Origin of the sequence: Janibacter cremeus (assembly GCF_013409205.1) — a bacterium.
Taxonomy (GTDB): domain Bacteria; phylum Actinomycetota; class Actinomycetes; order Actinomycetales; family Dermatophilaceae; genus Janibacter; species Janibacter cremeus.
In genome coordinates, this window is the sequence record NZ_JACCAE010000001.1 from 703411 (window position 1) to 724198 (window position 20788).

Sequence of the window (20788 nt, forward strand, 5' to 3'; positions counted from 1 at the left end):
GCACCCCCTTCGCTCGCGGTGGTCAGCGACTCGTCAGCGAGCGGCGCTGCCCTCGGTGTAGTCGTCGTCGCCCGACTTCCAGGCGAAGTGCGCGCGCAGCGTCTTGCCGGTGGCCTCGATCGGGTGACCGGCCTCCTGCTCGCGCAGCTTGTTGAACTCCGTGGCGCCACTGGCCTGGTCATCCATGAAGCGCTGGGCGAAGGAGCCGTCCCGGATGTCGGCGAGGATGCCCTGCATCGACTCCTTGACCTTGCCGTCGATGACCCGCGGCCCGGAGACGTAGTCACCGTACTCAGCGGTGTCGGAGACCGACCAGCGCTGCTTGGCGATACCGCCCTCGTACATCAGGTCGACGATGAGCTTCACCTCGTGCAGGACCTCGAAGTAGGCGATCTCCGGCTGGTAACCCGCCTCGGTCAGGGTCTCGAAGCCGGCCTGGATCAGGTGCGAGATGCCACCGCAGAGGACGGCCTGCTCGCCGAAGAGGTCGGTCTCGGTCTCCTCGGTGAAGGTGGTCTTGATGACGCCCGCGCGGGTGCCGCCGATGCCCTTGGCGTAGGACGTGGCGATGTCCCAGGCCCGGCCGGAGGCGTCCTGCTCGACGGCGATGATGTCCGGGATGCCGCGGCCGTCGACGAATTCGCGACGCACGGTGTGGCCGGGGGCCTTCGGCGCGACGAGGACGACATCGACGCCCGCCGGGGCCTGGATGTAGCCGAAGCGCACGTTGAAGCCGTGGCCGAAGACGAGCACGTCGCCCTCGTTCAGGACGGGCTCGATGTCCTGGGCGTACAGCTCGCGCTGCACCTGGTCGGGGGCGAGGATGACGATGACGTCGGCCTCGGCAGCTGCCTCGCGCGGCGTGAGGACCGTCAGGCCCTCCTGCTCCGCCTTGGCGCGGGAGGTGCTGCCCTCCTTCAGGCCGACGCGCACGTCGACTCCGCTGTCGCGCAGGTTGAGGGCGTGCGCGTGGCCCTGGGAGCCGTAGCCGATGACGGCCACCTTGCGTGCCTGGATGATGGACAGGTCAGCGTCGTCGTCGTAGATCAACTCGGCCATGGTGGCTGTTCTCCTTGGTGGGATCGGTGGTGGGTTCTGGGTCATCGTCCCGCGCACCGGGCGCGCGGGGCGATCGTGTCTCAGTGGCGGGACCGGTCGGTGATCGAGCGCGGCCCGCGGCCGATGGCCACGACGCCGGACTGGACGAGCTCCTTGATGCCGTAGGGCTGGAGGATCTCGAGCATCGCCGAGATCTTGTCGCTGTTGCCGTAGACCTGCAGCGTCATCGCCTCGGGTGTCGTGTCGACGATCTTCGCCTTGAACATCTGCGCGGTCTCGAGGATGCCGCTGCGCTGGCTGGCCTCGGCGCGGACCTTGACCAGCACGACCTGGCTGGTGACCGAGGACAGCGGGTCGAGCTCGACGACCTTGAGGACCTCGACGAGCTTGTTCAGCTGCTTGGTCACCTGCTCCAGCGGCAGCAGGTCCACGTCGACGACGACGGTCATCCGGGAGATCTCCGGGTGCTCGGTCGGGCCGACGGCCAGTGAGTCGATGTTGAAGCCGCGGCGGGAGAACAGCGCCGAGATCCGGGCGAGGACGCCGGGCTTGTTCTCGACGAGGACGGAGAGGGTGTGCTTGGTGCTCGTCATCGGGGCATCACTTTCCGTCCTGGTCGGCGTCTTCGGGCTGCTCGACCGCTTCTGAGTCCTCGCGGTCCCAGACCGGGGCGGTGTCGCGGGCGACCTGGATGGCGTCGTTGCTCACGCCGGCGGGCACCATCGGCCACACCATCGCGTCGCGCTCGACGACGAAGTCGATGACGACCGGCCGGTCGTTGATGGACATCGCCTCCCGGATCGTCGCCTCGAGGTCGTCGGGGTGCTCGCAGCGCAGCCCGACGCAGCCGTAGGCCTCGGCGAGCTTGACGAAGTCGGGGATGCGGTTGCCGACCGAGGTGTGCAGGTCGGTGTTGGAGTAGCGCTCGTTGTAGAAGAGCGACTGCCACTGGCGGACCATGCCCAGACTGGAGTTGTTGATGATCGCGACCTTGATCGGGATGTCGTTGATGACGCAGGTCGCCAGCTCCTGGTTGGTCATCTGGAAACAACCGTCACCGTCGATGGCCCAGACGGCACGGTCCGGCTCGCCGACCTTGGCGCCCATCGCGGCGGGCACCGAGTAGCCCATCGTGCCGGCACCGCCGGAGTTCAGCCACGAGTGGGGCCGCTCGTAGTCGATGAACTGGGCGGCCCACATCTGGTGTTGGCCGACCCCGGCGGCGTACACGGCCTCGGGACCGGCGATCTCGCCGATCCTGCGGATGACCTCCTGAGGCATCAGCGCGTCCGCGCTGTGTGGCTGGTAACCGACCGGGAAGTCCTGCGTCCACCCCTTCGTCGTCGCGGCCCATGCGGCGTAGCGACGCGGCACGACCTCGGCGGCCGGTCCCTCCCCCGCCTCGACCGCGGAGATGAGCTCGGCCAGGATCGCCCGGGCGTCACCGACGATCGGCACGTCCGCGACGCGGTTCTTGGAGATCTCCGCCGGGTCGATGTCGGCGTGGATGACCCGGGCACCGGGCGCGAAGGACGCCAGCTGGCCGGTCACCCGGTCGTCGAAGCGCGCCCCGATCGTGATCAGCAGATCGCTGCGCTGCAGCCCCGTCACGGCGGCGACCGACCCGTGCATGCCGGGCATGCCCAGGTGCAGGTCATGGGCGTCGGGGAAGGCCCCCCGGGCCATCAGCGTGGTCACGACCGGGATACCGGTGAGCTCGGCCAGTCGCAGCAGCTCGGCGTGCCCCCCGGAGCGGATCACACCGCCGCCGGCGTAGATGACCGGACGCTCGCTGGCGGCCATGAGCTTCACGGCCTCACGGATCTGCTTGGCGTGCGGACGGGTCACCGGGTGGTAGCCGGGCAGGTCGTACCGCGGTGGCCAGCGGAAGGTCGTCGTGGCCTGCAGGGCGTCCTTGGCGATGTCGACCAGGACGGGGCCGGGGCGACCGGTGCTGGCGATGTGGAAGGCCTCGGCGATGACGCGCGGGATGTCGTCGGCGTCCGTGACGAGGTAGTTGTGCTTGGTCACCGGCATCGTGATGCCACGGATGTCCGCCTCCTGGAAGGCGTCGGTGCCGATCGACCCGGAGGCCACCTGGCCGGTGATCGCGACCATCGGGACGGAGTCCATGTGGGCGTCCGCGATCGCCGTGACGAGATTGGTCGCGCCGGGCCCGGAGGTGGCCATGCACACACCGACCTTGCCGGTGGCCGAGGCGTAGCCCTCGGCGGCGTGGCCGGCGCCCTGCTCGTGCCGCACGAGGATGTGCCGGACCGTGGTGGAGTCCATGAGCGGGTCGTAGGCCGGCAGGATCGCGCCGCCGGGGATGCCGAAGACGACCTGGGCACCGACGTGCTCGAGCGCACGGACGAGGCTGCTGGCTCCGGTCACCTGCTCGGGCACCGATCGTGCGGCCTCGGCCCGACGCGCCACGGCGGCCGGGCTCGGGGTGCTGCTACGTGTATCAGTCACCGTGTGTCCTTCGTTTGGGCGTGCCATCCGTGTCTCCTCCCATGATCTCCCGACATGAAAAAACCCCTCAGCCCGGGTCCGGGCGTGAAGGGCGCGCGCTGCAGTCGACGACGTCGTCGCTCAGGCAGCGCGCCGGGGAAGTACGAGGAGGAGTGCCACGAGGCAACTCTCTCCCGCGGCCACGATCGTGTCAACGCTTGAGACAACCCCGTCCGCCATTCGGAACGGCTCGGTTCGCAGCGGACGACGGGAGCGCCGTCGGTCGGCCCGACGAAAAGCCGATGACCTGTGGGCCCTGCAGTGGCAGGCTGAGCAGGTGAGATGCATCCCCCTTCGAGGCGCCCACGCGGGACGTGGGACCCACTCCGTCGCGCCTCAGGACATCGCCTTCGTCCTACCGGCCGGGGCCGACGACCTGACCGTGCGCCCGTTGACCATGGCCGACGCCGAGGCGGTCACCGCGCTCGCGCGCGCCGACGAGCTCGAGGTGCTGGCCGAGCCGATGACCGAGCTCGTCGACGTGCTCGGTGAGTGGCGCCGGCCGAGCGTCGACCTCGAGCGGGACTCGATCTCGGTGTGGGCGCACGAGCGCCTCGTCGCCCAGGGCTTCGTCGCCGGCCGCGGGTCGGTCGAGGCTGTCGTCACGGCCGACCGGCGCGGTCGCGGCCTCGGCACCGCCCTCGTGGCGTGGCTGCGCGCCACCTCGTCGGCCCGAGGCCTGACCACGATGGGGCAGACCATCCCCCTCGAGAGTCCCGCAGAGGCCTTCCTCGTCGCCGCCGGGGCGCGGGCCACGTACGACTCGTGGGTGCTCGAGCTGCTCCCCGACCACACCGTGCCCACCCAACCGCTGCCCGAGGGGCACGTGCTCGACCTCGCCCGCGACGACGAGCTGCCGGCCGTGCACCGCGTCGTCGACGACGCGTTCAGCGCGTGGCCGGAGCGTGAGCCCGTGCCCTACGCGGACTGGCACGCGGAGTTCATCGAGGGCGACGAGGCGGCGCCGTGGCAGCGGCGGGTGGTGCGTGACGGTGCCGGTGCGGTGGTGGGTGTCGCGATGGTCACCGCGAGCGAGGACGGGATGGTCTGGGTCAACCAGCTCGCGGTTCGCTCCGACCGGCGCGGCCAGGGGCTCGGGCGCGCCCTGCTCGCGGACTCCTTCGTCGCGGGCCGGCGGCGCGGCCTCTCCCGTGCCGGGCTGTCGACCGACTCGCGGACCGGTGCACTGCCGCTGTACGAGGGTGTCGGGATGGTGGTCACCGCCTCCTTCCGCCACCTCGTCCTGGACGTCTGAGGGCGAAGGGGGCGGGAGTCAGCTGACGGGGACGGGGACGTGGAAGCGGTCGAGGGTCGCCGAGTCGAAGGCCAGCTCGGTCCACGGGCCGCAGTAGCGCAGCACCGCCACTGCGCCGGGCGGGAACCCCTCGGCGAGCAGGTCGTGCGCGGGCGCCGACCCGTCGCCGTCGGCGAGCAGGCTGGCCGCTGCCGGCAGGCCCGGCGCGTGGCCGACGACGAGGAGCACGCTGGCGTCCTCGCGGGCCTCGCGCACGACGGCGAGAACCTCCTCGGCGCCGGCGTTGTAGAGCCGGTGCTCGATCTCGACCTCGGCCTCGGCGCAGCCGCCCGCGGCGATCTCGGCCATGGTCTCGCGGGTGCGTTGGGCCGGTGAGCACATCACCTCGTCGCAACCGATGCCCTGCTCGACCAGCCAGCGCCCGACGTCCTGGGCCTCCTCCCTCCCGGCGTCGGTCAGGCTGCGCTCGCGATCGTCCTGACCGGCACTCGCGGACTCTGCCGAGGCGTGCCGCAGCAGGACGAGGGTCCGGTCCTCCGCTGACGTCGTCATGATCTGAGTGTGGCCCGCCCCACAGCGGATTACCACCCCCGACGCGGCAGACGTCACCGATCCGCCACTGCTGTGGCGACGACGTGGCGTCAGGAGGGGTTGACCACGTTGAGCGGCTCCTCGCCCACGGCGAGGAGGCGCAGCTGACGGCGCAGCAGATCGACCATCCGCGGCCGGAAGGCGTCGGTGACGCCACCGGTGTGCGGGCTGATGATCACGCCGGGCTCGCTCCACAGCGGGTGGTCGGACGGCAGCGGCTCCGGGTCGGTGACGTCGAGGGCGAAGCGCAGCCGTCCCGTGTGCCGCAGCGCCGCCTGAGTGTCCAGGGCCGGACCACGTCCGACGTTGACGACGAGCGCGTCGTCGGCCAGGGCCGAGAGCGCCTCCTCGCCGAGGATGCCGGTCGTGGCGTCGGTCCCCGGCAGCACCGAGACCACGATGTCCTGCTCGGGCAGCAGGTCGGCCAGCTCGTCGATGCCGTGGACCCGGTCCACGAGGTCGTCCCCGCCCCGTGCCCGCGAGGCCACCGCCGTCATGTCCACCTCGAAGGGGGCCAGTCGCGCCGCGATCGCCGATCCCACGGAGCCGTAGCCCAGGAGGAGGATGCGCTTGTCGGCCAGGCCCGGCCGGAAGTGGCGGGGCAGCCACTCCCCCTTCGCCTGGGCAGTGGCGAACTCGTCGAAGCCGCGCTGGGAGGCGAGCACGAGGGCCACCGCCAGCTCGGACGTCGCCGCGTCGTGGACCCCTTGCGCGTTGGCCAGGGCGACGCCCTCGGGGATCACCGGCAGCGCAGCGTCGTGGCCGGCGGAGAGCAGCTGCACGAAGCGCACGGACGGCTTGCCGCCCACCGGCTCGATCTGCGCGGTGGACGCCATGTACGGCGCGACGAAGACCTCGACGTCCTCCCCCGGAGGTGGCTGTGTGGGGTCCCAGACGATCGGGTTCACGCCCTCGATCGGTCCCACGTCGTCGAGCCAGGTCTGGTCAGGGAAAGAGACGGTCAGCATGCCCCTCATCGTAGGCATGCCGACCGCTGGAGTGGCTCAGTCCTCGACGCCGAGCTTGTCGAGGATGAGCGCGCGGGCCTTGCCGGCGTCGGCCTGACCCTTCATCTCCTTCATCACCTGGCCGATGAGGGCACCGGCCGCCTGGACCTTGCCGCCGCGGATCTTCTCGGCGATGTCGGGATTGTCCGCGATGACCGTCTCGACCGCACCCTCCAGGGCGCCGTCGTCCCGGACCAGCTCCAGGCCGCGGGCGTCGGCGACCTGTGTCGGGCCCCCTTCGCCGTCGAGGACGCCCTCGAGGACCTGGCGGGCCATCTTGTCGTTGAGCCGACCGGCGCTGACCATCGACTCCAACTCGGCCACGTGGGCCGGCGTCAGACCGACCTGCTCGGCGTACCCGACGAGGTCGGTCGCGGCCTCGTTCGCGCGGCGGGACGGCTCGCCGAGCCACCACTTGCGGGCCGACTGCGGCTTCGCCCCGGCCGCGACGGTGGCCTCGATGAGCTCGCTGGCGCCGGCGTTGAGCACGTCGCGCATCTCCAGGTCGGAGTAGCCCCACTCGTCCTGCAGCCGCTTGCGACGCTCCGCGGGCGGCTCGGGCAGGGTCGCGCGCAGCTCCTCGACACGCTCGCGCGTGGGTGCGACGGGCACCAGGTCGGGCTCGGGGAAGTACCGGTAGTCCTCCGCGTCGGACTTCTCACGGCCGCTGGTGGTGATGCCGGTGTCCTCGTGCCAGTGGCGCGTCTCCTGCAGGATCGAGCCACCGCCGGTCAGGACGGCCGCGTGGCGGCAGACCTCGTAGCGCACGGCCCGCTCGACGGATCGCAGGGAGTTGACGTTCTTGGTCTCGGAGCGGGTGCCGAGCGGGACCTCGAGCTGCTCGGGTGCCACGGCGTCGTCGCCTGCCCGGGCGCGCAGGGAGAGGTTGACGTCGCAGCGCATGGAGCCCTGCTCCATCTTCACGTCGGAGACGTCCAGCGCCCGCAGCAGGTCACGCAGTGCGGAGACGTAGGCCTTGGCGACCTCCGGAGCACGCTCGCCCGCCCCGACGATCGGCCTGGTGACGATCTCGATGAGGGGGATCCCGGCCCGGTTGAAGTCGACGAGCGAGTACTCGGCGCCCTGGATGCGACCGGTGGAGCCACCGATGTGCATGCTCTTGCCCGTGTCCTCCTCCATGTGCGCGCGCTCGATCTCCACTCTGAAGGTCTCGGTGCCCTCGCCGGAGCGGGCCGGGATCTCCACGTCGAGGTAGCCGTCGAAGGCGATCGGCTCGTCGTACTGGGAGGTCTGGAAGTTCTTCGGCATGTCCGGGTAGAAGTAGTTCTTCCGGGCGAAGCGGCACCACTGCGCGATCTCGCAGTTCAGGGCCAGCCCGATCCGGATCGCCGACTCGACACCGGTCTCGTTGACCACCGGCAGGGCGCCAGGCAGGCCGAGGCAGACCGGGCAGACCTGGGTGTTGGGATCGGCGCCGAAGCCGGTGGCACAGCCGCAGAACATCTTGGTGTTCGTGCCGAGCTCGACGTGGACCTCCAGACCCATCACCGGGTCGAAGGTGGTCAGGGCCTCGTCGTACCCGAGGACCTCGTCGGTGGTGGTGCTCGCCATGTCTCAGGCTCCCTTCGTGGTGGCCAGGTCGGGGGCCTGCTGCAGCAGCTGACCGCCCCAGGCGGAGACGAGGCGCTGCTCGAGGGCGGCGCCGACGGTGTACAGGCGATCATCGGCCATGGCCGGGGCGAGGACCTGGAAGCCTGCGGGCAGGCCGTCCTCGGCGAGACCACTCGGCAGGGACATGCCGGGCAGCCCGGCGAGGTTGGCCGGGATCGTCGCGATGTCCCCGGCGTACATGGCGGTCGGGTCGCTGGTCTTCTCACCGAAGCGGAAGGCCGTCGTCGGGGCGGTCGGGCTGACGAGGACGTCCGCGGTCTCGAAGGCCCGGGCGAAGTCGTCGGCGATGAGGCGACGCACCTTCTGGGCGTTGCCGTAGTAGGCGTCGTAGTAGCCCGAGGACAGGGCATAGGTGCCCAGGATGATGCGGCGCTTGACCTCCGCACCGAAGCCGGCGTCGCGGCTGGCCGCCATGACCTGCTCGGCGCTGGGCGCATCGACGCCCTGCGGACCGACCCGCAGTCCGTAGCGCATCGCGTCGAAGCGGGCGAGGTTGCTGCTCGCCTCGCTCGGCATGATCAGGTAGTACGCCCCGAGCGCGTAGACGAAGTTGGGGCAGGAGACCTCGACGACCTCGGCACCGGCGTCGACCAGGTGCTGCACGGCCTCGTCGAAGCGGGCCTGGACCTGCGGCGCGAAGCCCTGGCCGGTCAGCTCCTTGACGATGCCGACCCTCATGCCGGAGACGTCCGCACGCCGGGCGGCACCGACGACGTCGGGGACGGGAGCGTCGATGGAGGTCGAGTCGAGCGGGTCGTGCCCGGCCATGACCTCGTGCAGGAGTGCCGTGTCCATCACGGTGCGCGCGCAGGGACCGGCCTGGTCGAGGGAGGAGGCCATCGCGATCAGCCCGTAGCGCGACATCGCGCCATAGGTCGGCTTCACGCCGACCGAGCCGGTCAGGGCCGCCGGCTGACGGATCGAGCCGCCGGTGTCGGTCCCCGTGGCGAAGGGGGCTTGCCAGGACGAGACGGCCGCGCTGGAGCCACCGCCGGAGCCGCCGGGGGTGCGGTCGAGGTCCCACGGGTTGCGGGTCGGGCCGAAGGCGGAGTGCTCCGTCGAGGAGCCCATCGCGAACTCGTCCATGTTGGTCTTGCCGAGGATCGGCAGACCGGCGGCCTTCAGCTTGGCCACGACCGTGGCGTCATAGGGCGGGACCCAGCCCTGAAGCATCTTCGACCCGGCGGTCGTCGGGATGCCGGTCGTGGTCATCACGTCCTTGACGGCGATGGGGACGCCGGCGAGGCGGTGGAGGTCCTCCCCCTTCGCCCGGCGCTCGTCGACGGCACGGGCCTGCGCCAGGGCGGACTCGCCCGAGACGTGGAGGTAGGCGCCGATGGTCTCGTCCACGGCCTCGATCCGGTCGAGGTGGGCGCGGGTGACCTGCTCCGAGGAGAGGTCACCGCAAGCCAGCGCGTCGGCGAGCGCGGCAGCGGTCATGCGGGTGGGGTCACTCACGTGGGGTCCTTCGCGGGGAGGTCGTCAGTCGTCAGTCTTCGGTGAGGATGCGCGGCACGGCGAATCGGGACAGCTCCGAGTCCGGTGCGCCGGCGAGGGCTTCCTGCGGGGTCAGCGAGGGACGAACCTCGTCCGGGCGGGTGACGTTGGTGATCGGCATGGGGTGGCTCATCGGCGTCACGTCCGCGATCGGCGCCTGCTGCACCGCCTCCACGGAGGTGATGATCTGGCCGAGCTCACCGACCATGGTGTCGAGCTCGGCGCCGGAGAGGTCGATGCGGGCCAACGAGGCCAGGTGGGCCACGTCGTCACGGGAGAGGTCTGCCATGCGCGACAGTCTAGGAGTTGGCGGGCGGTGCCCGGTCCCCGGTCGTTCGGCGGACCTCCCTCTGCAGGCTACTTGCGGGTACGACGGGCACCTCGCGCCCCGCTCGTGCGTCGAATCCCTCAAACACAGGCCTCTGGCTCCGCCCGGTCCCGCAGGTGCACGTCGTACCCGCAGGTCACTTCACCTGTGGACAACCGTGCGCACGTGACGGCTCATGCGACAACGATGCGGGAGATGGATGTGGCACAGGTTCTCCACGACCTCGGGGGGGTCGCCTCCCGCGCCGAGCTACTCACGCAGGTCACCGAGGGGGCGTTGCGTCGAGCCGTGGCCTCCGGCGCCGTCATGCGCCAGTCGCGAGGCCGCTATGCCCTGCCCACCACCCCGAGGATCGGTGAGCGCGCCGAGCTCACGGAACTGGCGGAGGCCGGACGGCGCGCGGCCCACGCGGTCTCCGGCACTGCGATCCTGCTGAGCGCGACCGCGCGGTGGGGGTGGCCGACCAAGTGGGTACCCACCAAGCCTCAGGTCGCACTCCCTCGCAACCGCAGGGTCACCCCGCGCGTGCGCCGAGCCTTCGATGTGCGCTTCCGCGACGTGCCCTCGAGTGACCGCGAGGACGGCTGGGTGACCTCTCGGGTGCGCACCGCGCTCGACTGCGCCAGTCTCCTTGAGCCGGACGAGGCGGTCGCGGTCCTGGACTCCGCGCTGCGCGAAGGTACGGTCGACAGGGACGAGTTGCTCCTCGCGGCGGCGGGCTTGGCCCCGTTGTACCGCCGGAAGGTCGATGAGCTGGTCCGGTTCGCCGATCCGCTGGCTGCCAACCCCTTCGAGTCGGTGCTGCGCTGGATCGTCTCCGACATCCCCGGGTTGGGCGTGCAACCCCAGGTGCGCGTCACCGACGACGACGGCCTGATCGGCATCGTCGACCTCGCCGATGAGCAGCTGCGGATCGTCATCGAAGCGGATTCCTTCGAGTGGCACGGCCAGCGCGAGGCCCTCGAGCGGGACTGCATCCGCTACAACCGCCTGATCGCGCAGGGGTGGCTGGTGCTGCGCTTCAGCTGGGATCAGGTCATGCACCACCCGGAGCGGGTCCGTGAGCTGGTCCGTCGCACCGTCGTCCAGAGCTACCTGCGGGTACGACGTGCACCTCCCTCTGGGCTGGCACCCTGAAGGCGGGGATACGGGGCAAGCAGCACAGCCCAGCGACACAGGTGCACGTCGTACCCGCAAGTAACACTCGGAGACAGCAGCAAAGACGGTCAGAGCAACGGCACCGTTGCGCGGGTGCGCTCGACGCTGCCGCGATCGATGTCGGCGACGAGCACGTCCTCTCCCCCGCCCAGACGGGCGCGCACCTCACCGGTCGGGTCGGCCAGGGCGGAGCGGCCGATGCCGAAGGGCCCGTTGATCGCGTCCTTCGTCCACGCCTGCCCGACGGCGAGCAGCCAGGCCTGGGCATCGTGGGCGCGGGCTCTTGTGAGCAGATCCCACTGCGACGCCTTGCCGGGGCCGTCGCCCCACGAGGCGGGCAGCACGACGAGCTCGGCGCCGCGACGCCCCAGCTGGGTGAACTGCTCGCCGAAACGCACGTCGTAGCAGGTCGCCAGGCCGACGGTCCATCCCTCGACGTCGACGGTGACGAGCTCGTCGCCGGGTGCGACGGTGTCGGACTCCTTGGACCCGAAGGCGTCGTAGAGATGGACCTTGCGGTAGGTCGTCTCACTCGTCCCGGGACCGGTGACGAGGAGGGTGTTGTGCACCCGGGTGCGGTCCCTCCCCTTCGAGGCTCCTCCGTCACACCTCAGGACACCGCCTTCGTCCGTCGTGATCGCGTCCGCCGGGGTGAACATCCCGACGACCACGGTCACACCGTGCTCGTGCGCGAGCGCACGGACGCCGTCGGCGAAGCGTCCGTCCAGGGGCTCGGCGACAGTGTCGAGCCGCCCGGCGAAGGAGGCCATCGCCGCCTCGGGATGCACGACGAGGCGTGCGCCACGCTCGGCGGCGCGGGCGGTCAGGTCCGCGATGGTGCGCAGGTTCTCGCTCGGGTCACCGGTGGCGGTGAACTGCGCTCCGGCCAGGCGAAGGCGCTGTCCTGAGGTGTGACGAAGGAGCCTCGAAGGGGAGTCGGGTGCCATACCGTCCACCCTAGGCTGGGCGGTATGGCGACTCTCTTCACCAAGATCATCACCGGCAAGATCCCCGGCCGCTTCGTCTGGTCGGACGAGACGTGCGTGGCCTTCCTGACCATCGACCCCCTGACCGACGGACACACCATGGTCGTCTCCCGCGAGGAGATCGAGCAGTGGACCGACGCGGATCCTGCAACGTGGTCGCACCTGCAGCGCATCGCACACATCATCGGTCGGGCCCAGCAGGCCGAGTGGGAGGCACCGCGCGTGGGAATGCTCCTCGAGGGATTCGAGGTGCCCCACCTGCACGTACACACCTGGCCGGCCTACTCCGGCGCGGACTTCGACCCGCACGCCGTGATGCGCGACGTGCCCGACGAGCGATTCGAGGAGGCCGCGGAGCGGTTGCGCACTCGCTTGCGCACCGACGGCCACGCGGCGAACGTTCCCGGGCCGGGGCCGCTGCCGGGCTGATTCGTCCGGCCGTACCGGTCAGACGTGGGGTCGGATGACGGGCCGGGGCAGACAGTGGAGCGCAGAACGTGTAGGCATGGGGGTATGGCTACCACTGCATTCAAGGGCAACCCCGTCAACACCGTCGGCGAGCTGCCGGCCGCCGGCGCCAACGCTCCGGCCTTCGACCTCGTCGGCGAGGGCCTGTCCGCGCTGACGAGCGCCGACGTGTCCGGCCGCGTCGTCCTCAACATCTTCCCGAGCATCGACACCGGCGTCTGCGCTGCGAGCGTGCGCAAGTTCAACGAGCTCGCCGCGTCCATCGACAACACGACCGTCGTCAACGTCTCGAAGGACCTCCCCTTCGCACAGGCCCGGTTCTGCGGCGCCGAGGGCATCGAGGATGTCAAGGTCGGTTCGGCCTTCCGCTCCTCCTTCGGTGAGGACTACGGCGTGACCATGGACGACGGGCCGATGGCGGGCCTGCTCGCGCGCTCGGTCGTCGTGCTCGACGCCGACGGCGCGGTCATCCACACCGAGCTCGTCCCCGAGATCACCCAGGAGCCGGACTACGACGCCGCCGTCAAGGCGCTCGGCTGAGCCACTGACGACCTTCGCTCGTCCTCGGCCCGGTGACCTCGCGGTCACCGGGCCGAGGGGTGTCACGCCGGGGGACCGATCGGGAGCGGGGCCCTCATCGCCAGGGGCTCCCGGCCCGATCAGGGACGCCGACCCTTGCGGTGGGGCTTCTTGTCGGACCGCCCGCCACGCCCCTGGTCCTCCCGCAGCTCGATGAGCTGACCGGATATCCGGGTCCCGCGCAGTCGGTCGGCTGTCCCCGCCGGCAGTTTCGCGGGCAGTTCCACGAGCGAGTGGTCGGCACGGATGTCGATGTTCCCGAAGTCCGCACGGCCCAGACCGCCCTCGTTGGCGATGGCACCGACGATCTGGCGCGGTTCGACTTTCTGTCGTCGTCCGACGGCGATCCGGTAGGTGGCCATCGGGCCCGACGCACCACGCGGCCCGCGCTCACTCCGCTTGCCCCCCTTGCCGCGGTCCTTGCGCTCGTCCCGCTCGCGCCTGGGCGGGCGCACGGGCTCCGGATCCATCAGCATCGGCTCATCGCCCTGCAGGACGATCGCCAGGGCGGCGGCGACGTCCAGCTCCGGTACGTCGTACTCGCGCACGTAGTGGGCGACGACGTCGCGGAAGGAGGCGAGCTCGTCGGTGGCCAGCGCGGCCGTGATCCGGTCGTCGAGTCGGCTCAGCCGGTTGGCGTTGATGTCCTCCACGCTGGGCAGCGGCATCTCGGTCAGCCGTGTGCGGGTGGCCTTCTCTATCGCCTTGAGCAGGTGACGCTCGCGCGGTGTCACGAAGGAGATCGCATCGCCCGAGCGCCCTGCCCGCCCCGTGCGCCCGATGCGGTGCACATAGGACTCCGTGTCGGTCGGGATGTCGTAGTTGACGACGTGGCTGATCCGTTCGACGTCGAGCCCGCGTGCGGCCACGTCGGTCGCGACGAGGATGTCGAGCTTGCCCGACTTCAGCTGGGCGACGGTGCGCTCGCGCTGCGCCTGGGCGACGTCGCCGTTGATGGCCGTGGCGGAGAACCCGCGGGCGCGCAACTTCTCGGCGAGCGTCTCGGTCTCGTTCTTGGTCCGGACGAAGACGATCATCCCCTCGAAGTTCTCGACCTCGAGGATCCGCGTGAGGGCGTCGACCTTCTGCGGGTAGGAGACGATGAGGTAGCGCTGGGTGATGTTGGGTGCCGTGGCCGTGGTGCGTTCGACGGTGATCTCGAGCGCATCGGTCAGGTACTTCTTGGAGATGCGCCGGATCTGCGAGGGCATCGTCGCGGAGAAGAGGGCGACGTGCTTCTCCGCAGGGGTCTCGGCGAGGATCGTCTCGACGTCGTCGGCGAATCCCATCTTGAGCATCTCGTCGGCCTCGTCCAGCACCAGGAAGCGCAGCTCCGACAGGTCGAGCGTGCCCTTCTCGAGGTGGTCCATGATCCGGCCGGGGGTGCCGACGACGACGTGCACGCCACGACGCAGGGCGCTCAGCTGCACGCCGTAGCCCTGACCGCCGTACACCGGAAGCACCTTCACGCCCGGCATCCGTGAGGCGTACTTCTCGAACGCCTCGCACACCTGGAGCGCGAGCTCACGGGTCGGGGCCAGGACGAGCGCCTGGGGCGACTTCTGCTTGGGGTCGAGCCGGCTGAGGATCGGCAGCGCGAAGGCCGCGGTCTTGCCCGTGCCCGTCTGCGCCAGCCCGACGACGTGACGCCCCTCCAGCAGTGCCGGGATCGTCGCCGCCTGGATCGGGGACGGCGTCTCGTAGCCGATGTCCTTCAGGGCGCGCACGACCCGGTCGTCGAGACCGAGGTCGGCGAAGGACTGCTGGTCGGGCTCCGGGCTGGTCACGCTGTCGTCACTCACAACCCGACCGTAGTCGTGCCCGGCCCGTCGGGACACGTTTGGCCCCTGACGGATACGTCACGGCAGGGCGCGAAGGGGGTGGCCCCCGGCCCTCAGCGACCCGTGAGCAGGTCGACGGTGAGATCGACGTGCCCGAGGTGCTGGAAGAGCTCCTCGACGACGTGCAGCACGACGAAGCCCTGGGTGATGACCTCTGGCTCCCCAGTGCTCCATCACCCCGCAGCAGTGCGTGATGAGCGCGAAGACGCTGTTGGCGCCCTCGAGGTCGGGCGGTCAGGACAGCAGCTCATCACCGCCGACCTCACGAGCTCGTCCGCCTTCGTGAGCAGTCGGACCAACGCGGTCTCGACGTACCACTGGGCCGTGGCCCGATCGATGCCCTCGCTCACGACCCGCTCCCCTTCGAGGCTCCTTCCTCGCGCCTGAGGACACCGCCTTCGTCCTGCTCGAAGTCGACCACGCTCCCCGTCTCGAGCAGCTCGACGAACTGCGCCTCGGTGAGGATCGGCCGGCCGAGATCGCGGGCCCTGGCCTCCTTCGTGCCGGCGTTGTCCCCGACGACCACCCAGTCGGTCTTCTTGCTCACCGACCCGGACGCCTTGCCGCCGCGCTCGAGGATGGCCTCCTTGGCGGAGTCGCGGCTGAACTCGACCAGCGAGCCGGTGACGACGACGGTGACGCCCTGCAGCGTCTGTGCGATCGACTCGTCGCGCTCGTCCTCCATGCGCACTCCGTCGGCGGCCCACCGCTCGATGATCTGGCGGTGCCACTCGTTGTCCTCGCCGTCGAACCACTCGCGCACCGCGGTCGCGATCGTCGGGCCGACTCCTTCGACGTCGGCGAGCTGCTCCTCGTCCGCCTCGCGTATCGCCGCGATCGACCCGAAGTGCTGCGCCAGCGCCCGGGCCGCGGTCGGCCCGACGTGCCGGATCGACAGCGCGACGAGCACCCGCCACAGGGGCTGCTCCTTGGCCGCCTGCAAGTGCTCGATGAGCTTGCGGCCGTTCTCGGAGAGCACCTGCCCCTCGTGCACCGACTCCGGGGGGTCCCCCTTCTTGGCCTTGCGGCGGTATAGCGGCACGCGGAAGATGTCGTCCGCCGTGAGGGAGAACAGGGTCGACTCGTCGGTGAGCACGCCGGCGTCGAGCAGCCCGACGACGCCCTCCCAGCCGAGCACCTCGATGTCGAATGCCCCGCGTCCGGCGAGGGAGGAGAGCCGCTCGCGCAGCTGGCTCGGGCAGGTGCGCGAGTTGGGGCAGCGGATGTCCTTGTCGCCCTCCTTCTGCTGGCCGAGCTTCGTGCCGCAGGAGGGGCAGTGCGTCGGCATGACGAACTTCCGCTCGCTGCCGTCACGCAGGTCGACCACCGGACCGAGGATCTCCGGGATCACGTCGCCGGCCTTGCGCAGCACGACCGTGTCACCGATGAGCACGCCCTTGCGCGTCACCTCGTGGCCGTTGTGCAACGTCGCCATCGAGACCGTGGACCCGGCGACCGTCACCGGCTCCATCACACCGAAGGGGGTCACCCGCCCGGTGCGTCCGACGTTGACCTGGATGTCGAGCAGCTTGGTGTTGACCTCCTCGGGCGGGTACTTCCACGCGATGGCCCAGCGAGGGGCCCGCGAGGTGGTGCCCAGGCGGCGCTGCACCGCGATCTCGTCGACCTTGACGACGACACCGTCGATCTCGTGGTCGTAGTCGTGGCGCTGCTCCTCCACCTGCGTGATGAAGCGGCGCACCTCGGTCATCGAGTCGAAGACCCGGTAGTGCGGGGACGTCGGCAACCCCCACGAGGCCATCAGCTCGTAGGCGTGGCTCTGGCTGTCTATGTCGAAGCCCTCGCGCCGCCCCATCCCGTGCACGAGCATGCGCAACGGCCGACGGGCGGTGACGCGAGGGTCCTTCTGCCGCAACGATCCCGCGGCGGAGTTGCGCGGGTTGGCGAAGGGGGCCCGGCCCGACTCGACGAGACCGGCATTGAGCTCGGCGAAGTCCTCGAGGCGGAAGAAGACCTCCCCGCGGACCTCGACGAGGTCCGGGACCGGGTGCTCGCCGGCGTCGAGCCGGGTGGGGATGCCCTCGACGGTGCGCACGTTCATCGTGATGTCCTCGCCGGTGCGCCCGTCGCCGCGCGTCAGTGCGCGGGTGAGCTTCCCCCCTTCGTAGAGGAGGTTGACGGCCAGACCGTCGATCTTCAGCTCGCACAGGTAGTGGAAGCCGGAGACCTCCTGCTCCACGCGCCCGGCCCAGTCGACGAGCTCGTCGGTGTCGAAAGCGTTGTCCAGCGACAGCATCCGGTCCAGGTGGTCCACGGCCGTGAAGTCGGTCGAGAAGATCGCGCCTCCGACGTTCTGCGTCGGCGACTGCGTGGTGCGAAGGGAGGGGTATGCCTCCTCGAGGTCGTCCAGCGCTCGGATGAGCCCGTCGTAGGCGCCGTCGCTGATCGTCGGCGCGTCCTTGACGTGGTAGGCGAACTGCGCGGCCGTGGCCTGCTCGGCCAGCTCGGCCCACTCGTCCCGGACCTGCTCGGGCACGTCGGCCGGGGTCTCCGGCTTCGCCCGGGCTGCGGACTCGTCTCTCTCGGGGATCTCGCTCACGGTCTCCATCCTGCCGCAGGCCACCGACCCGGCAACGCCACCGGGCCCCCTTCCGTCCGGCCGGGGTCACAGTGTTGGATGGCACCACCCCATCGGCTACCCAGGAGTTCTCCATGACCAACTTGGCCAGCAACCTCGTTGCGACCGCCCAGGCACACCCCGACCAGGTGGCCATCAAGCTCGACGACGCGGAACTGACCTGGCAGCAGCTGCACGGCATGGCCGCCAGGGCCGCCGGCGCCATGCGCGCCGCCGGTCTGGAGCCGGGCGACCGTGTCGCGCTGATCCTGCCGAACATCCCCGCCTTCCCGGTGCTCTTCTACGGCGCCCTGCTGGCCGGCGGCACCGTCGTGCCGATGAACCCGCTGCTGAAGGCCCAGGAGATCGAGTACTTCTTCACCGACTCCGGTGCGAAGTTCGCCTTCGCGTGGGGCGACTTCCTCGGCGAGGCGCAGGGCGGCGCGGAGGGGACCTCGACGAAGGTGATCGCCTCCGGCCCCGTCGGCCCGAGCGAGGAGGACCTGCCCGCGGGTGAGCCACTCGCCGCGCCGGTCGAGCGCGACGACGAGGACACCGCGGTCATCCTCTACACCTCGGGCACGACCGGCCGGCCCAAGGGCGCGGAGCTGACGCACCGGAACCTCCACCTGAATGCGCAGCGCTCCGCGCACGACATCATCGGCATCACCTCCGACGACGTCGTCATGGGCTGTCTGCCGCTCTTCCATGTCTTCGGTCTGACCTGCGGCCTCAACGCCGCGACTCTCACCGGCGCGACCCTCACCCTCGTGCCCCGCTTCGAGCCCGGAAAGGCGCTGGAGGTCATCGAGCGCGACCAGGTGACGATCTTCGAGGGCGTGCCGACGATGTACGGCGCGATGCTGCACCACCCTGCCGTGGACGCCACCGACATCTCGAGCCTGCGCACCTGTGTCAGCGGCGGCTCGTCGCTGCCGGAGCAGACCCTCACCGAGTTCGAGGCGAAGTTCAAGGTGCGGCTGCTCGAGGGCTACGGCCTGTCGGAGACCTCCCCCGTGGCCTCCTTCAACATGCTCGACAAGCCGAGCAAGCCCGGGACGATCGGGCGGGCCATCCCCGGCTGCGAGATGAAGCTCGTCGATGACAACGGCGACGAGGTCGGCCCCGGCGAGGGCGTCGGTGAGATCGCCATCCGCGGCGACAACATCATGAAGGGCTACTGGAACAAGCCCGAGGAGACCGCCGCGGCCATCCGCGACGGCTGGTTCTACAGCGGTGACATCGCGAGCGTCGACGATGAGGGGTACTACACCATCGTCGACCGCAAGAAGGACATGATCATCCGCGGCGGGATGAACATCTACCCCCGCGAGGTCGAGGAGGTGCTGTACACGCACCCGGACGTGCTCGAGTGCGCTGTGGTCGGAGTGCCGCACCCGGAGCTCGGCGAGGACGTCGGGGCAGCGGTGTCCCTGCGCGAGGGCGCCTCGGGTGACGTCGACGAGATCCGGGCCTACGTCAAGGACCGGATCGCGGCCTACAAGTACCCCCGCCTGGTGTGGGTGCTGGACGAGATCCCCAAGGGCCCGACGGGCAAGATCCTCAAGCGCGAGGTCCAGGCCCCGAGCGCCTGAACCGCGAGGCCGTGCCCGAAGGGGCCTCCTGGTGCATCTCGTGGCGGATACCGCCGGTGATGACGCCGGGAGGCCCCTTCGTGCACGATCCCCGACGCGCGATCGACTCAGCGCGGGCCGGTCGAGCGCTCCTCGAACCACGTGGTCGTGACGCCGCCCGCGCGGAAGGCCTCGTCCGCGATCAGCGACAGGTGCAGGTCACGTGTGGTCACCACGCCCTCGACGGTGAACTCGGTGAGGGCCTGCTCGGCACGGGCCAGTGCTTCGTCACGGTCCCGACCGTGGACGACCACCTTGGCCACCAAGGAGTCGTAGTACGGCACGATCTGCCCACCTGCCACGAATCCGGAATCCACCCTCACCCCGGGACCATTCGGTGAGTCGAATCGGACGAGCTCCCCCGGCGAGGGGAAGAAGTCCTGCTCCGGGTCCTCGGCGTTGATCCGGAACTCCACGGCAGCGCCGGAGAGCGTGATGTCGTCCTGGGTCACCGACAACGGCTCCCCTGCGGCGACCCTCAGCTGCTCGGCGACCAGGTCCGTATTCGTCACCATCTCGGTGATCGGGTGCTCCACCTGGATGCGGGTGTTCATCTCGATGAAGTAGAACGCCTGCCCCTCGACGAGGAACTCCACGGTGCCCGCGCCCTGGTACCCGACCTCGGCGGCCAGGCGGACCGCCGCGCTCGTGATCTCGTCCCGCAACGTCGCGGCCAGCCCCGGAGCTGGTGCCTCCTCGAGCAGCTTCTGCCGGCGCCGCTGGACCGAGCAGTCCCGCTCGAAGAAGTGGACGACGTTGCCGTGCGTGTCACCCACGACCTGGACCTCGATGTGCCTGGCGTTCTCGATGCACCGCTCGAGGTAGAGCGAGCCGTCGCCGAAGGAGGCGCTGGCCTCGGCCTGCGCGGTCGCAACCGCGTCATCGAGCTCGTCGTCGGTCCGCACCACGCGGATGCCTCGGCCGCCACCTCCGGCAGCCGCCTTGATCAGCAGGGGGAAGCCGACGTCGGCGGCTGCGGCACGCGCGGCCGCCGCGTCGGCGACGACCCCCGAGCCGGGGACGACGGGGACACCGGCCTGCTCGGCGGTCCGGCGTGCAGCGGCCTTGTCACCCATCGACTCGATCACCTCGGCCGAGGGACCCACGTAGGTCAGTCCCGCCTCGGTCACACGCCGGGCGAACTCCGGGCGCTCGGCCAGGAATCCGTATCCCGGGTGCACGTGGGTGCACCCGGAGTCGCGTGCTGCCTCCAGGACCGCGTCGATGTCCAGGTAGGAGCGACGAGCTGGTGAGGGGCCGATGCGGCGGGCATCGTCGGCGAGTACCACCCAGCGCGAGTCGGCATCGGCGTCGGAATGCACCGCGACCGCCTCCCAACCACAGGTGTGCGCTGCCCTGATGACACGGACCGCGATCTCGCCGCGGTTGGCGACGAGGACCCGTCGGGTGGGTGCGGCGCTCACTCCAGGACCGCCACGTCCTGCCCGACGGACAGCTCGGACTCGTCGTCTACCAGGAACTCCTTGATGGTTCCGCCTGCCGTTGCCTTCAGCTCGGTGAAGTTCTTCATCACCTCGATCAGGCCGATCGTCTGGCCCTCGGTGACCTGGTCGCCGTCGTTGACGTACACCTCCTGGTCCGGGGAGGGGCGACGGTAGAACACTCCGGGGAGCGGAGAGGAGATCGTGGGCATCGTGCTT

Annotated in this window: 19 protein-coding genes; 6 read left to right on the forward strand and 13 right to left on the reverse strand. The window is 70.3% G+C overall.

The window, feature by feature from the left end; translation table 11 throughout:
- Nucleotides 1-33: 33 nt before the first annotated feature.
- The 3 genes from ilvC to BJY20_RS03215 all read right to left on the reverse strand — a co-directional run bounded on the left by ilvC (nucleotide 34) and on the right by BJY20_RS03215 (nucleotide 3561).
- Entirely contained in the window at nucleotides 34-1059 is a 1026-nt protein-coding gene (gene ilvC, locus BJY20_RS03205; protein ID WP_185990208.1) for a ketol-acid reductoisomerase, read from the reverse strand.
- 80 nt (nucleotides 1060-1139) lie between these two features.
- Complete coding sequence (ilvN, locus tag BJY20_RS03210; RefSeq protein WP_185990209.1) at nucleotides 1140-1652, reverse strand: acetolactate synthase small subunit; 513 nt, start codon at nucleotides 1650-1652, stop codon at nucleotides 1140-1142.
- A gap of 7 nt (nucleotides 1653-1659) precedes the next feature.
- Entirely contained in the window at nucleotides 1660-3561 is a 1902-nt protein-coding gene (locus tag BJY20_RS03215; RefSeq protein WP_185990210.1) for an acetolactate synthase large subunit, read from the reverse strand.
- Nucleotides 3562-3850: 289 nt separating this feature from the next.
- Here BJY20_RS03215 and BJY20_RS16370 point away from each other — a divergent pair, with 289 nt between their 5' ends.
- Nucleotides 3851-4828 carry a GNAT family N-acetyltransferase gene (locus tag BJY20_RS16370; protein ID WP_185990211.1) on the forward strand — a complete coding sequence of 326 codons (978 nt, stop codon included), beginning with the start codon at nucleotides 3851-3853 and terminating at the stop codon, nucleotides 4826-4828.
- Between the two features lie 18 nt (nucleotides 4829-4846).
- Here BJY20_RS16370 and BJY20_RS03225 read toward each other — a convergent pair whose 3' ends face one another.
- From BJY20_RS03225 to gatC, 5 genes are all read right to left on the reverse strand, one after another.
- The gene (locus tag BJY20_RS03225; RefSeq protein ID WP_185990212.1) at nucleotides 4847-5380 is read right to left on the reverse strand and encodes a SixA phosphatase family protein; all 534 of its coding nucleotides are present in this window, start codon (nucleotides 5378-5380) and stop codon (nucleotides 4847-4849) included.
- A gap of 89 nt (nucleotides 5381-5469) precedes the next feature.
- On the reverse strand, nucleotides 5470-6387 hold the full coding sequence (locus BJY20_RS03230) for a 2-hydroxyacid dehydrogenase (protein WP_246297089.1): 918 nt from the start codon (nucleotides 6385-6387) through the stop codon (nucleotides 5470-5472).
- 36 nt (nucleotides 6388-6423) lie between these two features.
- The gene (gene gatB / locus BJY20_RS03235; protein WP_185990214.1) at nucleotides 6424-7998 is read right to left on the reverse strand and encodes an Asp-tRNA(Asn)/Glu-tRNA(Gln) amidotransferase subunit GatB; all 1575 of its coding nucleotides are present in this window, start codon (nucleotides 7996-7998) and stop codon (nucleotides 6424-6426) included.
- Nucleotides 7999-8001: 3 nt separating this feature from the next.
- Complete coding sequence (gene gatA / locus BJY20_RS03240; protein ID WP_185990215.1) at nucleotides 8002-9516, reverse strand: Asp-tRNA(Asn)/Glu-tRNA(Gln) amidotransferase subunit GatA; 1515 nt, start codon at nucleotides 9514-9516, stop codon at nucleotides 8002-8004.
- A gap of 31 nt (nucleotides 9517-9547) precedes the next feature.
- Nucleotides 9548-9844 carry an Asp-tRNA(Asn)/Glu-tRNA(Gln) amidotransferase subunit GatC gene (gene gatC, locus BJY20_RS03245; protein ID WP_185990216.1) on the reverse strand — a complete coding sequence of 99 codons (297 nt, stop codon included), beginning with the start codon at nucleotides 9842-9844 and terminating at the stop codon, nucleotides 9548-9550.
- 240 nt (nucleotides 9845-10084) lie between these two features.
- Between gatC and BJY20_RS03250 the strand changes: the two genes are divergently transcribed.
- The gene (locus tag BJY20_RS03250) at nucleotides 10085-11020 is read left to right on the forward strand and encodes a DUF559 domain-containing protein (protein WP_185990217.1); all 936 of its coding nucleotides are present in this window, start codon (nucleotides 10085-10087) and stop codon (nucleotides 11018-11020) included.
- 89 nt (nucleotides 11021-11109) lie between these two features.
- On the opposite strand, the gene BJY20_RS03255 is transcribed toward BJY20_RS03250, so the two are convergent.
- Nucleotides 11110-11988, reverse strand: a complete 879-nt coding sequence (locus tag BJY20_RS03255) for a carbon-nitrogen hydrolase family protein (RefSeq protein WP_185990218.1) — start codon at nucleotides 11986-11988, stop codon at nucleotides 11110-11112.
- 24 nt (nucleotides 11989-12012) lie between these two features.
- Here BJY20_RS03255 and BJY20_RS03260 point away from each other — a divergent pair, with 24 nt between their 5' ends.
- Nucleotides 12013-12456 carry an HIT family protein gene (locus BJY20_RS03260; protein WP_185990219.1) on the forward strand — a complete coding sequence of 148 codons (444 nt, stop codon included), beginning with the start codon at nucleotides 12013-12015 and terminating at the stop codon, nucleotides 12454-12456.
- A gap of 84 nt (nucleotides 12457-12540) precedes the next feature.
- Nucleotides 12541-13035 (forward strand): thiol peroxidase, encoded by a 495-nt coding sequence (gene tpx, locus BJY20_RS03265; RefSeq protein ID WP_185990220.1) that lies wholly within the window; start codon nucleotides 12541-12543, stop codon nucleotides 13033-13035.
- A gap of 119 nt (nucleotides 13036-13154) precedes the next feature.
- On the opposite strand, the gene BJY20_RS03270 is transcribed toward tpx, so the two are convergent.
- Complete coding sequence (locus tag BJY20_RS03270) at nucleotides 13155-14876, reverse strand: DEAD/DEAH box helicase (RefSeq protein ID WP_185990221.1); 1722 nt, start codon at nucleotides 14874-14876, stop codon at nucleotides 13155-13157.
- Between the two features lie 38 nt (nucleotides 14877-14914).
- On the opposite strand from BJY20_RS03270, the gene BJY20_RS03275 reads away from it, so the two are divergent.
- Nucleotides 14915-15109 carry a hypothetical protein gene (locus BJY20_RS03275; protein WP_185990222.1) on the forward strand — a complete coding sequence of 65 codons (195 nt, stop codon included), beginning with the start codon at nucleotides 14915-14917 and terminating at the stop codon, nucleotides 15107-15109.
- Between the two features lie 152 nt (nucleotides 15110-15261).
- On the opposite strand, the gene ligA is transcribed toward BJY20_RS03275, so the two are convergent.
- The gene (ligA, locus tag BJY20_RS03280; protein WP_185990223.1) at nucleotides 15262-17484 is read right to left on the reverse strand and encodes an NAD-dependent DNA ligase LigA; all 2223 of its coding nucleotides are present in this window, start codon (nucleotides 17482-17484) and stop codon (nucleotides 15262-15264) included.
- Between the two features lie 104 nt (nucleotides 17485-17588).
- Here ligA and BJY20_RS03285 point away from each other — a divergent pair, with 104 nt between their 5' ends.
- Nucleotides 17589-19088, forward strand: a complete 1500-nt coding sequence (locus BJY20_RS03285; RefSeq protein ID WP_185990224.1) for a long-chain-fatty-acid--CoA ligase — start codon at nucleotides 17589-17591, stop codon at nucleotides 19086-19088.
- Between the two features lie 107 nt (nucleotides 19089-19195).
- Here BJY20_RS03285 and BJY20_RS03290 read toward each other — a convergent pair whose 3' ends face one another.
- Nucleotides 19196-20551, reverse strand: coding sequence for an acetyl-CoA carboxylase biotin carboxylase subunit (locus BJY20_RS03290; RefSeq protein WP_185990225.1), 1356 nt, complete (start codon nucleotides 20549-20551; stop codon nucleotides 19196-19198).
- Nucleotides 20548-20781, reverse strand: a complete 234-nt coding sequence (locus BJY20_RS03295) for an acetyl-CoA carboxylase (protein ID WP_185990226.1) — start codon at nucleotides 20779-20781, stop codon at nucleotides 20548-20550. Before BJY20_RS03295 ends, BJY20_RS03290 begins: the two co-directional genes overlap by 4 nt.
- Nucleotides 20782-20788 lie beyond the last annotated feature (7 nt).

What these genes read in the sequence shown, in the direction of transcription:
- ilvN (WP_185990209.1), bottom strand. Translation starts at nt 1,652, where the DNA reads ATGACGAGCACCAAGCACACCCTCTCCGTCCTCGTCGAGAACAAGCCC.
- BJY20_RS03285 (WP_185990224.1), top strand. Translation starts at nt 17,589, where the DNA reads ATGACCAACTTGGCCAGCAACCTCGTTGCGACCGCCCAGGCACACCCC.
- BJY20_RS03255 (WP_185990218.1), bottom strand. Translation starts at nt 11,988, where the DNA reads ATGGCACCCGACTCCCCTTCGAGGCTCCTTCGTCACACCTCAGGACAG.
- gatC (WP_185990216.1), bottom strand. Translation starts at nt 9,844, where the DNA reads ATGGCAGACCTCTCCCGTGACGACGTGGCCCACCTGGCCTCGTTGGCC.
- BJY20_RS03260 (WP_185990219.1), top strand. Translation starts at nt 12,013, where the DNA reads ATGGCGACTCTCTTCACCAAGATCATCACCGGCAAGATCCCCGGCCGC.
- BJY20_RS03215 (WP_185990210.1), bottom strand. Translation starts at nt 3,561, where the DNA reads ATGGCACGCCCAAACGAAGGACACACGGTGACTGATACACGTAGCAGC.
- ligA (WP_185990223.1), bottom strand. Translation starts at nt 17,484, where the DNA reads ATGGAGACCGTGAGCGAGATCCCCGAGAGAGACGAGTCCGCAGCCCGG.
- tpx (WP_185990220.1), top strand. Translation starts at nt 12,541, where the DNA reads ATGGCTACCACTGCATTCAAGGGCAACCCCGTCAACACCGTCGGCGAG.
- BJY20_RS03225 (WP_185990212.1), bottom strand. Translation starts at nt 5,380, where the DNA reads ATGACGACGTCAGCGGAGGACCGGACCCTCGTCCTGCTGCGGCACGCC.
- BJY20_RS03295 (WP_185990226.1), bottom strand. Translation starts at nt 20,781, where the DNA reads ATGCCCACGATCTCCTCTCCGCTCCCCGGAGTGTTCTACCGTCGCCCC.
- BJY20_RS03230 (WP_246297089.1), bottom strand. Translation starts at nt 6,387, where the DNA reads ATGCTGACCGTCTCTTTCCCTGACCAGACCTGGCTCGACGACGTGGGA.
- gatB (WP_185990214.1), bottom strand. Translation starts at nt 7,998, where the DNA reads ATGGCGAGCACCACCACCGACGAGGTCCTCGGGTACGACGAGGCCCTG.
- ilvC (WP_185990208.1), bottom strand. Translation starts at nt 1,059, where the DNA reads ATGGCCGAGTTGATCTACGACGACGACGCTGACCTGTCCATCATCCAG.